16 protein-coding genes are annotated in these 14,996 nt (G+C 38.2%); 8 read left to right on the top strand and 8 right to left on the bottom strand.

Annotated elements, in window-relative coordinates; all coding sequences use genetic code 11:
* Positions 1-161 precede the first annotated feature (161 nt).
* The 3 genes from TOL5_RS13015 to TOL5_RS13005 all read left to right on the top strand — a co-directional run bounded on the left by TOL5_RS13015 (position 162) and on the right by TOL5_RS13005 (position 3,021).
* The gene (locus TOL5_RS13015) at positions 162-1,481 is read left to right on the top strand and encodes an NCS2 family permease (protein ID WP_004831186.1); all 1,320 of its coding nucleotides are present in this window, start codon (positions 162-164) and stop codon (positions 1,479-1,481) included.
* 119 nt (positions 1,482-1,600) lie between these two features.
* Positions 1,601-2,602, top strand: coding sequence for an adenosine deaminase (locus TOL5_RS13010; protein WP_151781034.1), 1,002 nt, complete (start codon positions 1,601-1,603; stop codon positions 2,600-2,602).
* Between the two features lie 68 nt (positions 2,603-2,670).
* Positions 2,671-3,021 carry a hypothetical protein gene (locus TOL5_RS13005; protein ID WP_151781035.1) on the top strand — a complete coding sequence of 117 codons (351 nt, stop codon included), beginning with the start codon at positions 2,671-2,673 and terminating at the stop codon, positions 3,019-3,021.
* Between the two features lie 426 nt (positions 3,022-3,447).
* Here TOL5_RS13005 and TOL5_RS13000 read toward each other — a convergent pair whose 3' ends face one another.
* A complete protein-coding gene (locus TOL5_RS13000; protein ID WP_009583912.1) occupies positions 3,448-3,999 on the bottom strand; it encodes a cytochrome b in 552 nt (183 codons plus the stop codon).
* 221 nt (positions 4,000-4,220) lie between these two features.
* On the opposite strand from TOL5_RS13000, the gene TOL5_RS12995 reads away from it, so the two are divergent.
* Both TOL5_RS12995 and rnhB read left to right on the top strand, forming a co-directional pair.
* A complete protein-coding gene (locus TOL5_RS12995; RefSeq protein ID WP_151781322.1) occupies positions 4,221-4,601 on the top strand; it encodes a hypothetical protein in 381 nt (126 codons plus the stop codon).
* Positions 4,602-4,658: 57 nt separating this feature from the next.
* Positions 4,659-5,228, top strand: a complete 570-nt coding sequence (gene rnhB / locus TOL5_RS12990) for a ribonuclease HII (protein WP_151781321.1) — start codon at positions 4,659-4,661, stop codon at positions 5,226-5,228.
* Positions 5,229-5,308: 80 nt separating this feature from the next.
* Here rnhB and csrA read toward each other — a convergent pair whose 3' ends face one another.
* From csrA to TOL5_RS12965, 5 genes are all read right to left on the bottom strand, one after another.
* The gene (gene csrA / locus TOL5_RS12985; RefSeq protein ID WP_004721174.1) at positions 5,309-5,560 is read right to left on the bottom strand and encodes a carbon storage regulator CsrA; all 252 of its coding nucleotides are present in this window, start codon (positions 5,558-5,560) and stop codon (positions 5,309-5,311) included.
* 243 nt (positions 5,561-5,803) lie between these two features.
* Positions 5,804-7,084, bottom strand: coding sequence for an aspartate kinase (locus TOL5_RS12980; RefSeq protein ID WP_004831179.1), 1,281 nt, complete (start codon positions 7,082-7,084; stop codon positions 5,804-5,806).
* Positions 7,085-7,147: 63 nt separating this feature from the next.
* On the bottom strand, positions 7,148-9,841 hold the full coding sequence (alaS, locus tag TOL5_RS12975) for an alanine--tRNA ligase (RefSeq protein ID WP_171496515.1): 2,694 nt from the start codon (positions 9,839-9,841) through the stop codon (positions 7,148-7,150).
* Positions 9,842-10,086: 245 nt separating this feature from the next.
* Entirely contained in the window at positions 10,087-10,863 is a 777-nt protein-coding gene (locus TOL5_RS12970; protein ID WP_004831177.1) for a hypothetical protein, read from the bottom strand.
* 29 nt (positions 10,864-10,892) lie between these two features.
* Complete coding sequence (locus TOL5_RS12965; protein ID WP_042089570.1) at positions 10,893-11,711, bottom strand: hypothetical protein; 819 nt, start codon at positions 11,709-11,711, stop codon at positions 10,893-10,895.
* A gap of 137 nt (positions 11,712-11,848) precedes the next feature.
* Here TOL5_RS12965 and TOL5_RS12960 point away from each other — a divergent pair, with 137 nt between their 5' ends.
* Complete coding sequence (locus TOL5_RS12960) at positions 11,849-12,871, top strand: type I glyceraldehyde-3-phosphate dehydrogenase (protein ID WP_005029503.1); 1,023 nt, start codon at positions 11,849-11,851, stop codon at positions 12,869-12,871.
* 119 nt (positions 12,872-12,990) lie between these two features.
* A complete protein-coding gene (locus TOL5_RS12955; RefSeq protein WP_004831174.1) occupies positions 12,991-13,287 on the top strand; it encodes a hypothetical protein in 297 nt (98 codons plus the stop codon).
* Between the two features lie 58 nt (positions 13,288-13,345).
* Here TOL5_RS12955 and TOL5_RS12950 read toward each other — a convergent pair whose 3' ends face one another.
* Both TOL5_RS12950 and TOL5_RS12945 read right to left on the bottom strand, forming a co-directional pair.
* Positions 13,346-13,645 (bottom strand): AzlD family protein, encoded by a 300-nt coding sequence (locus TOL5_RS12950; protein ID WP_004831172.1) that lies wholly within the window; start codon positions 13,643-13,645, stop codon positions 13,346-13,348.
* Positions 13,642-14,385, bottom strand: a complete 744-nt coding sequence (locus TOL5_RS12945; protein WP_121775330.1) for an AzlC family ABC transporter permease — start codon at positions 14,383-14,385, stop codon at positions 13,642-13,644. Before TOL5_RS12945 ends, TOL5_RS12950 begins: the two co-directional genes overlap by 4 nt.
* Before the next feature lie 149 nt (positions 14,386-14,534).
* Between TOL5_RS12945 and TOL5_RS12940 the strand changes: the two genes are divergently transcribed.
* Positions 14,535-14,996, top strand: a complete 462-nt coding sequence (locus TOL5_RS12940) for an Lrp/AsnC family transcriptional regulator (protein ID WP_151713551.1) — start codon at positions 14,535-14,537, stop codon at positions 14,994-14,996.

Genomic DNA, 14,996 nt, shown 5'->3' with positions numbered 1-14,996 from the left:
AGCTGCGCATTCGCAGCTTTTTTAATTCAAGTTTTTTATCGGAAATGTCATTTTGGTATGTTTATTGAATGCTTAACTACGGCTAAATTGATGCCATGTATCATTTACTCAATCAACTCGATTTTATCAACGAATAGCTCAAACTTAACAGGGGCTCAACAATGACGAATCCAAATCCTTCAGCGGGTTTGCTCGAACGCTTATTTAAATTAAGTGAAAACAAAACAACGTTTAGAACCGAAATACTTGCAGGTTTAACAACGTTTTTAACGATGTGTTATATCATCATTGTTAACCCATTGATTCTATCTGAGACAGGTATGGATCATGGTGCAGTATTTGTCGCAACATGTTTGGCAGCTGCAATTGGTTGTTTGGTTATGGGGGTGGTAGCGAACTATCCAATTGCGCTTGCACCAGGTATGGGGTTGAATGCGTATTTTACTTATTCAGTCTGCTTGGGAATGGGGGTTGAGTGGCAAACAGCATTGGCTGCTGTATTTGTTTCTGGATTGGTATTCATTGCAATTAGTATGTTTAAGATCCGAGAAGCCATTGTAAATGCCATTCCAATGTCATTGAAGTTTGCAATAGGGGGAGGGATTGGTTTATTCCTTGCGCTGGTTGCATTGAAAAACTCAGGCATTATTGTTGCGAATCAAGCAACGCTGGTTGGTTTAGGTGATCTAAAACAACCGACTGTTTTATTGACTTTGTTAGGCTTTTTCCTCACAGTCATTATGCATCACTATAAAGTTCGTGGTGCAATTATTATCAGCATTTTAGCAGTAACAGGAATTGCAACAGCGCTCGGCTTAAACGAGTTTAAGGGTGTTGTGGGTACAATTCCTTCAATTGCACCAACGTTCATGCAAATGAATTTTGAAAATTTATTTTCAGCAAGTTTGGTCGGCGTTATCTTTGTATTCTTCTTGGTTGATCTTTTTGACTCAACAGGCACATTGGTTGGTGTTTCACATCGTGCAGGTTTGTTAAAAGATGGTAAATTGCCACGTTTGAAAAAAGCATTGTTTGCAGACTCTACTGCAATTGTTGCAGGTGCTGCCTTAGGAACATCTTCAACGACACCTTATATTGAATCATCCGCAGGTGTTGCTGCTGGTGGTCGTACAGGTTTAACTGCTGTTGTTGTAGGTTTATTATTCCTTGCATGTTTATTCCTAGCACCGCTTGCACAATCTGTTCCTGGTTTTGCAACAGCACCAGCATTATTATTTGTTGGTGTATTGATGATCCAAGGGATCACCAACATTGAATGGGATGACATTACCGAAGCTGTTCCTGCATTTTTGACCATCGTATTTATGCCGTTTGCCTACTCAATTGCAGATGGTATTGCAATGGGATTCATTAGCTATGCTTTGGTTAAACTGTTTACAGGTAAAGCTAAAACTGTACCTTATATGGTGTGGATCATTGCTGTGCTTTGGGTGATTAAATTCGTTGCATTTGGTGGCTAATATCCAGAAATGCGTAGAGGGTGTAAACTCATGTTTGCACCCTTTTTTATTTAATGTGTAGATATAAATCCAAGTGATTTGGATATTTTGATTTAATTTAAGAAATTTGAGGATATATCGTGAATAGGTTAGAACTCATCCGTGCTTTGCCAAAGGCGGAACTCCATGTACATATTGAAGGCACGTTCGAGCCAGAACTCATGTTTGCGATTGCTCAACGTAATCAGATTGATATTCCTTATAAATCTGTAGAGGAAGTCAAACAGGCATATAACTTCCATAATCTTCAATCATTTCTTGATATTTATTATGCAGGCGCGAATGTACTGGTTAAGGAACAGGATTTCTATGATTTGGCTTGGGCGTATTTTGAGAAATGCGCAGAAGATCATGTGGTACATACCGAAATGTTCTTTGATCCACAAACACATACAGACCGTGGTGTAGCATTTGCAACGGTGATCAACGGTTTACAACGTGCGTGTGATGATGCAAAAGCTAAGCTTGGGATTAGTTCACATTTGATTATGTGTTTCTTGCGTCATCTAAGTGAAGAAGCTGCTTTTGATACCTTGGAACAAGCACTGCCATATAAAGATCAAATCATTGGTGTTGGTTTAGATTCAAGTGAAGTAGGGCATCCACCTGCTAAATTCGAACGTGTTTTTGCTAAAGCACGTCAAGCTGGATTTTTGGTTGTTGCACATGCTGGTGAAGAAGGTCCAGCTGAATATGTATGGGAAGCTTTAGATCTCCTCAAAGTCAATCGTATAGATCATGGGGTTCGTTCAGAAGAAGATCCTGTACTTATGCAACGTTTAATTGCTGAAAAAATGCCTTTAACGGTTTGCCCACTCAGTAATCTTAAACTATGTGTCGTCAATGATATGGCGCAGCATAATATCCAGCGCTTATTAGAGCAGGGTGTTCATGTGACTGTAAATTCAGATGATCCATCTTATTTTGGTGGATATATGAATGATAACTTTATATCAATTGCAGAAGCTTTGGATTTATCGACACAAGAATTAAAACAATTGGCAAAAAACTCATTTGATGCTGCTTTTATTTCTGCTGAAGAAAAGCAAAATTGGAATCATCAAATAGATGCATTAAGCTAAGTCAAGGTATATCCTAACCATATTAAAAACAGTGTGTGAGCACTGTTTTTTTTCATGAGGAAAATGATTTGAAACTTTTAATCGCATTGATGTTGATTTTACCCATCACTGTTGCTTGTGCGGATTCCAATAAAAGCATGACGCAAAAAATGTTTAAGCCTTTGATAGAATTGCAATGTGCCAATGAATTAAAATCTTCAAAAATTTGGCAAGCTTCGGCTTTTCTATGGTCGAGCACCCAGCAAAACCAAGCGCAGGAGAAAATCTGTGCTTGCGTCAGTGATAATGCTTTAAATGATATTCCTGCTACAGAATTGCTTAAGGCGACCGTGAGCGAGTCGGCTAAAGACAGTTTGGTTCAAAAGGCGGTTATGAACAGCTTGAAAGGTTGTGCAAAAGAAGCTTTAAATTATAGATGATATAGTCAATCTGTTGAAAAATTCATACAGCAGAATATCATTTCTGTTGATCAATAAAATTAAAGCGATCAATATATTGTTTGATGATATACGCCTTGCACTGCCACGCTTTAGCTCTAGAGTTTAAATTGTTTTGCGTAGGCGATACTTTACTTTTCAGAGATGAAAAGTAACAAAAATCTTCCGTTGAGCGAGGGGTACATCCTAATACCCCCGCTCAACATGGCGACATCCATGTCGCCTCGTGATAGCAATACTGTTTATGATTCAAAAGTATAAAATAAATGAATCATCCAAATCACTTGTATGAATAATCAGGCGGTTTGACTATATGTCCTGTCCTAAAATAAATTTAAAAAAAGCACATCATTTAGATGTGCTTTTAAGTGCAAACAATTTTAATCTCAAATCGTTGTATCTTGAGATTTAGCCCTGACGAGTCATGCTTTTTAAAACATTATCTTTATCAATAAAATGGTGTTTAAGCGCTGCAAGAATATGTCCGACCAGTAATAACCCGGCTGCCCATGAAATATAAATATGCAGTGGTTTTACAATCGCAGTTAAATCAGGATTGTCTTGAACCAGTCTTGGAATCTCAAACAGATATAATACAGGAACAGGATGACCAGCACTCCAGCTAAATAAACAGCCTGTGATCGGTAAAGCCAAAAGCATGAAATAAAGACCGAGATGTCCCAAGTGAGCCAAAGTTTTCATCAAGGGAGACATGGTTGCTGGGAGTTCTGGCACTGGGTGTGTATAACGCCAAAAAATTCGAATAATCACCAAAAAGATAATCACTGAAGCGATATTTTTGTGCAAGGTGATAACATCGCCTTTGAATGGACCATCGACATCATAGCTTAAAAAATTACCACTATAAAAACCAATGACCCACGCCGTGATAAAAATGACTGCCATGACCCAATGTAACCACTGTGCCGTCCTTGTATAGTATTGTGATTTTTGTTGCATGTTACATATTCCAATTTAATTTGATGCTTATGATATGAGTTTTTATCATGGAAATCAGTCTCAAAAAATCAACGGATTGTTTTAAATTTGCAACGCTTAATGCAGAAAATGAGAAATAATTATCCATTTAATGGCAGAGCACAAGATTATTAGAATTTTTAGTTTAATCTCACTATAAGTTTAGGCAAAATATATTCTTTATTCGATAAACTGGAAAAATTGTGAAAAAAACTGCTGCCTTTATTGCACCTTTGATCTTGGCTTTGACTGCTTGTGCAACAACGGATTCAATGGATCCTACTGTAGCAGGGTCAACGACACAGCAATTAGGTGCTGTAGCGATGAAAATTGCGATTAATGCAAAATGCACGACAGAATTAGAAAACTTACCTGCATGGAAAGTGGCAACACGAGTGATGACTACTGAACAAAAAAGCAATGTTCAAAGCCAAATTTGTGGTTGTGTGAGTGAAAAAGCACCACAAAGTGTCTCTGCTGTAGACTTAGCAACAGCGGCACTAGATCCTCAGGCACGTGCAACGATTGTTTCCAATGCAGTAACAAAAACAATTAATGCCTGTGTTGCTGAAGCAATGAAATAATTACCTAGAATTGTTTAAGGCTTTAATAATTTAGCTATGGATTTGATAGGAAAGACGATGTTAGTTGCTGGAGTTGATGAAGCAGGCAGAGGTCCATTGGTTGGATCAGTTGTTGCTGCAGCTGTTATTTTAGATCCAAATAATCCGATAGAAGGATTAAATGATTCAAAAAAACTGACTGAAAAGAAACGTGAAAAGTTGTTTATTGAGATTAAAGAAAAAGCACTTGCTTGGGCGATAGCTGAAGCAACACATCAAGAAATTGATGAGTTAAACATCTTGCAAGCTTCATTGTTGGCAATGCGACGTGCTGTAGAAGCATTAAAGCTTGTTCCTGAGCATGTATTGGTTGATGGGAACAAAGTTCCGAAAGGCTTAAACATGAGCTGTGACGCTGTGGTAGGAGGTGATGCGTTACATGCTGAAATCAGTGCTGCCAGTATTTTGGCAAAAGTGACCCGTGATCATGAAATGGTAGATTTAGACAAGCAATATCCACAATTTGGTTTTGCAAAGCATAAAGGCTATCCAACAAAGGCACATTTTGATGCTATTGCAGAACACGGGGTTATTGATCAACACCGACGTAGTTATTCACCCGTAAAAAAAGCTTTAGGTCTTGAATAAGCACAAAGTTTTTTACCAGTGGTTCAAATAAATTTAAAGCGGCTATATAAGCCGCTTTATATTTCAAAACATTTATAATCTTAACGATTATATGTGTTTTGCGAATTATCATCTTCAAAAGAAGGTTGATAATCTTGATCAATATGTTGCAAATGTTCGTGCATAGCACGTTCATGTTGAATACGTTGATAAATTTCTTCGCGATGTACAGAAACTTCTTTTGGTGCATTCACACCAATACGAACTTGATTGCCTTTAACACCAAGCACAGTAACACTGACTTGATCCCCAATCATCAAAGTTTCTCCGACACGACGGGTCAGAATCAGCATGTTTATCTCCTTGCTTAAACGCTAAACCTGCGATGAATTTCTAAAAAAATAGAAAACACAACTTTAAATAGCACCGATAATTTTAACAGAATAATGTGACAAGTTTTTCACTTTCTCACCCCTCCGTTGAAATTTTTTAAAACCTCAAAAACTAATATAACAGAGCCACTATAGAAAACACTATAGTGGCTCTGATTTTTTCTTGGTCAAAACAGCGAATAAGTTGCTATATTTGATCAAAAATTACGCACGCGCACTCGATTCGCCATGTTCACGGTCTAAACCGAACGCTGTGTGAAGAGAACGTACCGCAAGTTCTAAATAATTTTCTTCAATAATCACAGAAATTTTAATTTCAGATGTTGAGATCATTAAAATATTGATCCCTTCATCTGCAAGTGCTGTAAACATTTTACTCGCAACACCTGCGTGTGAACGCATACCCACGCCAACGATAGAAACCTTGACGATATCGTCACGTGTTGCAACTTCACGTGCGCCAATTGCTGTTGCAGTTTCTTCTAAAATTGCTTTGGCTTTTTTAAGTTCACCACGATTTACTGTAAATGTGAAATCAGTCGTACCGTCTTCTTCAACGTTTTGGATAATCATATCCACTTCAACGTTTGCAGCACCAACAGGCGATAAAATTTTTGAAGCAATACCTGGTTCATCAGGTACACCTAAAATTGTTAATTTAGCTTCGTCACGGTTAAATGCGATACCAGAAATAATTGGCTGTTCCATACTGTCTTCCGCTTCAGTGGTGATTAGTGTTCCGACATTCTTTTTAAAGTCTTCGTCGAATGCGCCATCATTGTCATTATCAAAGCTTGATAACACGCGTAAAGGCACTTGGTATTTACCTGCAAATTCAACTGAGCGAATTTGTAGAACTTTAGAACCAAGAGATGCCATTTCAAGCATTTCTTCAAATGAAATGCGATCAACTTTTTTGGCTTTAGGTGCAACACGTGGGTCAGTGGTATATACACCATCAACATCAGTATAAATTTGACACTCATCTGCTTTCAAGGCAGCAGCCAATGCAACGCCAGATGTATCTGAACCACCACGACCTAAAGTTGTTGTATTACCATCAGCATCAAAACCTTGGAAGCCAGCAACAACAATGACACGACCTGCATCTAAGTGACCGGTCATTACATCAGTATCAATCGCTTCAATACGTGCTTTGGTAAATGCGCTGTCGGTTTTAATCCCAACTTGGCGACCTGTAAGTGACTTAGCTTCAACACCAATTGAATTGAGCGCCATTGCTAACATTGAAATCGTTACCTGTTCACCCGTTGACACCATTTGGTCTAATTCACGAGGATCAGGGGTTTCGGTAATGGCTTTCGCTAAAGCTAATAAGCGGTTGGTTTCACCACTCATTGCTGATACAACCACTACAACCTTGTGGCCGTGGTCATGCCAACGCTTTACACGACGAGCAACATTTAAAATGCGCTCGGGAGTACCCATAGAAGTACCGCCATATTTTTGAACGATTAATGCCATAGTTGTTCCATATAAGCCATGACTCTAATTGGCATTAGAGTCAGTTACACAAAAGGTGAAGTTTTATTTTTGAGCAAGCCATGCAGTTAAATCTGTCATCACTTGTTCAAACTTCTCGTTTAGTGGCGCGCCACCTTGTGCTAAGTCAGGTTTACCACCACCTTTACCACCAAGCTCAGTTGCTAAGTGTTTGATGATGTCACCTGCTTTTAGATTTGCAGTGAAATCTTTTGCTACAGATGCGATCAGGCTCACTTTGTCGCCTTCAACACCTGCAAGCACGATTACTGCATTCTCTAATTTAGATTTGACACTGTCATGAAGATGGCGAACTGACTTCGCATCTTGTCCTTGAACTGTGGCAATAAGTGTTTGACGACCAGCAATTTCTGTCACTTGATTGATCAAGTCAGAAGCTTGGAAGTTCGCCAATTTTTGATTCAATTGTTCGATTTGTTTTTGCAGTTGATGCGCATTTTCAACCGCTGCTTCAACTTTCTCAACAGTTTGGTCTTTTTGGGCTTTCAGTAGATCATTGATATGTAAAATATCGGCATCTACTTTTTGTACTACTTCCAGTGCTTTCGTGCCTGTAACAGCTTCAATACGACGTACACCCGCAGCAACACCACCTTCAGAAGTGATTTTGAATAAACCAATATCACCTGTACGTTTTACATGGATACCACCACACAGCTCGATCGAGAAATTTTTATCATCTTTCAGTGAGCCCATAGACAGTACACGAACTTCATCGCCATACTTTTCACCAAACAACATCATTGCGCCTTTATCTTTGGCTGCTTCGATGCCGAGAAGTTCTGTAGATACAGCAGTATTGGCAATAATTTCAAGGTTCACTAAACGTTCAACTTGTTGCAGTTGTTCGAAGCTCACAGGTTGGTCATTGGCAAAGTCAAAACGTAAAAGATCAGAGGCAACCAATGAACCTTTTTGCTGAACATGTTCACCTAAAATTTGACGCAATGCAGCATGTAAAAGGTGAGTGGCAGAGTGGTTACGTGCAGTCGCGTCACGGATGTCAGCTTTCACAATAGCTTCAACGCTCTGTGTTGCTTTTAGATTGCCTACAGTGACAATACCTTGATGAACAAATGCATTACCTGATTTTTTGGTATCTTGAACTTCAAAAATACCGGTTTCATTTTTGAAGATACCTGTGTCACCAATTTGACCACCGCTTTCTGCATAGAATGGTGTTTGGTTCAGCACGATCAATGCTTCATCACCTTCAACGACTTCGTCAACTTGAACACCATCTTTATAGATCGCAACAATTTGTCCCTGACCCTGAGTTGCGTCATAGCCGTCAAACTGAGTTTCGCTATCTACTTTTACAATGCTGTTGTAATCAACTGCAAATTTGCCTGCTTCACGTGCACGTTGACGCTGTGCAGCCATTTCAACTTCAAAACCTGCTTCATCAATTTCGAGTTCACGTTCACGTGCAATATCTGCAGTTAAGTCAGTTGGGAAGCCATAAGTATCGTAAAGTTTAAAGACAGTCTCACCTGGGATAATTTTACCTTTCAGGTTTGCTAATTCACCTTCAAGTAATTTCAAACCTTGTTCAAGTGTTTTTGCAAACAACTCTTCTTCACGAATCAAAGCATTTTCAATGACTTGACGACGCTCAACCAATTCAGGATAAGCTTCACCCATCACATCAATGAGTGGTTGCAACATTTTGTAGAAGAAAGTACCTGTTGCGCCCATTTTATTACCATGGCGTACAGCACGACGAATAATACGACGCAACACATAACCGCGTCCTTCATTGGATGGATTTACACCATCAGCAATCAAGAAACAGCATGAACGTGCATGATCTGCAACAACTTTAAGCGAAGCTGGGTATTCAATTGGTTTATTTTGAGTCTGAGCCTCAGCTTGAGCTTGGCTCATATCTACGCCGATGATTTCAGCTGCAGATTTCAATAAGTTTTGGAACAAGTCAATTTCGTAGTTTGAATTGACATGTTGTAAAACAGCAGAAATACGCTCTAAGCCCATACCTGTATCGACAGATGGCGCAGGAAGATTGTGCAAGACGCCATCAGCAGTACGGTTAAACTGCATAAAGACGTTATTCCAAATTTCGATAAAACGGTCACCGTCTTCTTCAGGTGTGCCAGGTAAGCCACCCCAGATATGATCGCCATGATCAAAGAAAATTTCAGAGCAAGGACCACAAGGACCTGTATCACCCATCGCCCAGAAGTTATCAGATGCGTATTTCTCGCCTTTATTGTCACCAATACGGATGATACGGCTAGCATCTAGACCGATTTCTTTGTTCCAAATATCAAAAGCTTCGTCATCTGTATGATAAACAGTGGCATAGAGTTTGTCTTTTGGAAGGGCTAACCATTCTTCACCTGTTAGGAAATCCCAAGCAAAACGAATAGCATCATGCTTAAAGTAATCACCAAAAGAAAAGTTACCTAACATTTCAAAGAAAGTGTGGTGACGTGCTGTATAACCCACATTATCCAAGTCGTTATGCTTACCACCTGCACGTACACATTTTTGTGAAGTTGTTGCACGAACATAGTCGCGTTTTTCTAGACCAAGGAAACAATCCTTAAACTGATTCATGCCGGCATTGGTAAACAGCAGAGTAGGGTCATTGGCGGGTACAAGTGAGCTCGACGCGACACGTGTATGTCCTTGCGATTCAAAGTAACGCAAAAATGCTTCACGTATTTCAGCAGTAGTCATAAAACGAGTACTCACAACCAAGTCACTCCTCAATTTTCATATTGGCTAAAAGTGTGTCACTGAGTCTAATTTTATTGCTCAGTCTGCACACAGGCTTAATTTTTAAAAACGCCAAAGTATAACGGAAAATACACGCTCCACCAATGATTTTAAGGTGAATTATTGGTTTTTCTATACAATTGCGACTTTGGTCCAAATAGGTTTTAAATTCTACAAAATTTAAAATACCCCTACATTGTCATTACAACATTTAACGCAAATTAAAAAGGATCAATACTTAAAAAGTTATGATGTTGAAATTTATATACTTGACCATTAAATTTAAGCGTTTGTTGTTGCTTATATTGTTTTTTCACCGAAGTGCAGGTTTTGTAGTTGGTTTTGGTCTGATTTTTGGTTTCTTTTAAAATGATGTCCTGTAAGCCATGTGTAATCTTATTTGATAAAATAAGGATGCGTCTGACTTCTGAATTACTGTTTTCTGAACAGTTTCCAATTCGTTCATAGCCGCTTTCATTCATGCTGATACCGCCAATTTCTTTAATGGGGTGTTTAGGATTAACTTTAAATAAAGTTAAATTACTGTGGCTATAAGTGAAACCACCTTGATGCGACGATGAGGTTTCAACACCCACGACATCAATATCATTTAATGTTGAAAAACGGGTGGTATGTAGTTGTGCACCATCATAATGATCGGCATCTGAGTAAAAGGTTTCTGGTGCTTTATACTTTTGCAGAATTTTATGCTGTGAAGAATCAATTAGATATAAATTCAGATCATGTTCCATGTCATCATAAGATTTATAATCAATTGGCTGGCTAATGGCGATCAAGTGAATTCTTTGTGCATTGTCCAAATTGATACAGCTTTGATATGTTTCAGCATCTGTATTGGCAAAACGCTGATTGACCAATTTAAATTGGTCAATCAATTGTTGTTGCTGTTGTTCTGAGCAACGTTGATAGGGGGCTGCAAATAAGTTTCCTGAAATGTAAACCAATGCCATGCCAAGGTAAATCTGTAATATTTTCATACGCTCATCTTTAAAAGTTCAAAATCTAATTAAATTCCAAAGTCTAAAAATTTAAGATGTTTAAAACGATATTCTTTACCATCAAATTTCATGATATGACGTTGCTTTTTGACAATACGATGGGTACTACAATTTTTTTCGTCAAGTGTTATGCGCTCTGTTTTTTCAGTGAGTTGAATATCTGCTAAACCGTGACTGTTTTGTTTTAATGGGTGGAGTAATATTTGAGTCTCGATTTGTTGATTATTTTCACACATAGACGGTCTTTCGCTACCTGAGTAATTCGTCATAAATTTATCTAAAACCAATTGCAGTTGGTGATTGTTGATTTTGAATAACTTTATTTCACGTATTGTTTTGTCGATCCTGCCTAAATGCTTGTAGGTTAAAGCCAGACCAATAACGGGTGTGGCATAGTCTGTAGAAAAGTGATGAATATCAAATTGTAAGTTTTCATACTGACCGATATCTGAAGTAATCGTCATCGGATAATGATAGTGATTTAGAATTTTTTCAGATGTATTGTCAATTAAGTAAAGATTTAAGTCGTAATCTGGATACCCAGACGACAGAGGAAGTGGTTGACTAACTGCGATCAATTGCAGATTTTGATCCAGCTCGATACAGGTCTCAAATGTTGGATAGCGTGTATCGCTGTGTTGTGATGAAATTAGGTTAAGTTGATCAAGCAATTGCTGAGTCTGTGTTTCGCTGCATCGTGAATAAGTATTTTGAATATTCATTTGTTGGGCATAACTGAAAGGAATCAATATAAAAATACATATCGCAATACAGCAAAAATAAAATAGATGCCGCATAAAAGTCATGGTGAGCAAAGATGAATACATTTTTTTATCCAATGATGTTTTAAATTCTATTGTTTTCGAAATTTTTCTTGCTAAAGTCAGCTATATATTAACAGTAGTGACCATAAATCTTATACCATATAACTGATTATGGTAGTTTGGCTGTAAAAGGACATCTGATGCAACGTGTGGCAATAAACGGATTCGGGCGGATTGGGCGAAATGTATTAAGAGCTTGGTTTGAAAATCCGAAGAACTTTCATTTTGAAATTGTTGCCATCAATGATATCGCAGACGTTGAAACATTGGTTCATTTATTTAAATATGATACCACTCACGGACGTTTCGATGGTGCAGTCAATATTGTTGAAGAAAATGGACAGCTTTATATGTCTATTGATGCTCGTCAGATAAAACTTAAAGTTCTGATTTTAAGACAAGAAAATCCAGCACTGTTGCCTTGGAAAGAATTGGATATTAATGTTGTTTTAGAATGTACGGGTCTATTTCGTTCTAGAGCGGCTGCAACACAGCATTTAATTGCTGGGGCTAAGCGTGTCATTGTTGGTGCTGCACCATTTGATACTGTTGATGCTGCAATCGTATATGGTGTTAATCACCATGAAGTCAAAGCCTCTGACCAAATCATTTCCAGTGTGTCTTGTACCACACAGGCGTTGGTGCCATTGGTCAAAATTATTGATGATGCTTTTGGTATAGAAAGTGCCTTGATGACAGAAATTCACGCGGTTACAGCGGATCAATCGGTATTGGATCATGCTCATCGTGATTTGCGTCGTGCAAGAGCTTCAGGTCAAAACATAATTCCTACCACATCTTCAGCGCTGGGTGCATTGAAGCAAGTCATGCCAAAAATGGAAAATCGAATTGATGGTTTTTCAATTCGGGTACCGACCATTAATGTGGCTGCAATTGATTTAAGCTTTGTTGCAAAGTCAGCGATGACGACGCATTTGATTAATCAAACTTTGGTTCAAGCTGCAAAATATGATTATGCGGAAATTATGTCCGTGACAGATGAACTATTGGTTTCAAGTGATTTTAATCATTCACCTTATTCATTGATTGTTGATCTCACCCAAACACTTGTTGTAGGACAGCAGGCTAAGGTTTTTGCTTGGTATGATAATGAATGGGGCTATGCGAATCGCTTGCTTGATCTGTGTGAATCATTCTATTGAACATTCACTGATGCGTGTGTGATAACAATGCATGCAACACGATGAGAATTCATCACTTTTAACGTGCTGAAATAAAGATAAAATAATGATAGATCACATCTTATAATTGGGGAATGATGATGTTTTTTATGTATATCACTTTGGTGATTGTCTATTTGGCAATTATTTTTATGGTTTGGCAAATGGGGAAGTTGAATAAGCAAAATATCACCTTAATTGAGCGAACCAATCACCAAGAACATTTGATTCAATCACAGGAGAATCATCTTAAACAAACATTACAAATTATGCAGGATTTAGCAAAAAAGATGCATGTACAACAAGAGGTCTTGGACAATACCTCTAATCGTTTGACTCAAGTTGAGTTTCAAAATGCTGAACTGATTAAAATACTTCAACAAAGTAAACAGCCTTAATTTGCTCAAGAAAGTAGAGATGGATGGGTAAATCATGCTCGCAAACAGTTGAGATACTTTATGCGATCAAGTATCTCAACATCGCTGTGGCGACAATACTGATCATTACAGTAGGAAGTAAAGACAAATAACAAGCAGCCAGTATGGTTACGGCAATTGCAACTAAATTCGCTGGATGATCAGAAACAAAATATGGTGCGATGACAGAAACAAGTACGCAACCTGGAATGACTTGCAAAATCCGTGTGGTTCTTTTACTGAGCTGTCGATTTTTTAACAACAAATAGCCTAAAACTCTGGTTGAATATGTGGTCAATCCAACACATAGAATCGCGATAAAGGTGGTCATATGAATCATTCGTCATCTCCAATAAACAAGAAGGCAGCAATAATTCCTGAAATAGAACCCACCAAAACGTACCATCCTTTGGGTAAAAAGTAATAAGCCAAAGTGGCAGCGATGAGGCTAACCAACCAAGGTAATGCGGGTTTAAAGCCTTTCCACATTCCACGTAAAAGCACTAAGCATACAGCCGGAAAAGCCATGTCAAAACCAAATTTGGTAACATCTCCAAGAAAAGAGCCAATACCAACACCAAGCGTGGTGAAGCTAACCCACATAACATAAAGTGCAAAGCAGAGTCCGATATAAAAGAAAACACTAAAGCCTGCATAGGGATTTCGTGGATTTTGTTTGTGGGCATCGGTAATGCTTAAAGCCCAACTTTCATCACACATAAAAAATAACAAAGGCAAAGCTTTACGGTTGGGCAAATGTCGAATATAAGGTGCTAAACTAGCGCCCATTAAAATATGGCGACTATTCACCAAAAACGTGATTAAGATCAGAAAAAGAAGTTGTGGTGGTTGGGTCCATACTTCAATAATGGCAAATTCTGAACCACCGGCAAAATTAAGTCCTGTAAGAAGAGGGACTTCTAAAGCAGAGAAACCTTTTTGAGCAGCTTGAGTTCCCAGTACCAAGGCAAAAGGGATAATCCCTAATAACATCGGAATGGATGTTTTAAGACCGCGTAAAAATTCTCTGAAATCAATAGAATCATTCAGTTCTGCTGCGGCGTTTTTAAAACTTAACATGAGAAGCTCAAAGTCGAAAATACGGTGTTTGTTTATTTTATGCCACTTGATAGGCTATTTTTCTCTAAATTTTCTGCTTGTAAAATTTATTTTGCAATAATATTGCTGAAATATGTTATTTTTTAAATTTATATACTAAGGCTGGTTTTATGAAATTAGACCAAACAGATCGTCGTATTTTGCGCGCTTTACAGCAAAACGGTAAGTTGCAGAATAATGAGTTAGCCGAGCAGATCGGATTATCCGCTTCCCCATGTTTAAGACGAGTAAAACAACTTGAAGATGAAGGGATCATTGACCGATATGTGGCTTTGGTAAACCCGCAAAAAGTCAATCTCAGTTTGACGGTGTTTGCTCGAATTTGGTTGAAAAGTCAGGATGAGCAAACCGTAAACCGTTTTATCGATTCGATTATGAATATTCCTCAGATCGTAGAGTGCCAATTGATGGCAGGCGATTGTGATTTTTTCTTACGTATCGTTGTTTCTGATTTAGAAGCTTATCGAAAGTTTCAAATCAATCATCTTAATAAAATATCAGGAATTCAGAATGTAAAAACTGAAATCCCTTTGCAAAAAATCAAACTAACCACGAGTTTGCCATTGGATTAA

It is taken from the genome of Acinetobacter sp. Tol 5 (assembly GCF_019702905.1).
GTDB lineage: Bacteria > Pseudomonadota > Gammaproteobacteria > Pseudomonadales > Moraxellaceae > Acinetobacter > Acinetobacter bereziniae.
Note: the sequence above shows the minus strand (reverse complement) of the source record. Positions and strands in the feature narration are given on the sequence as shown.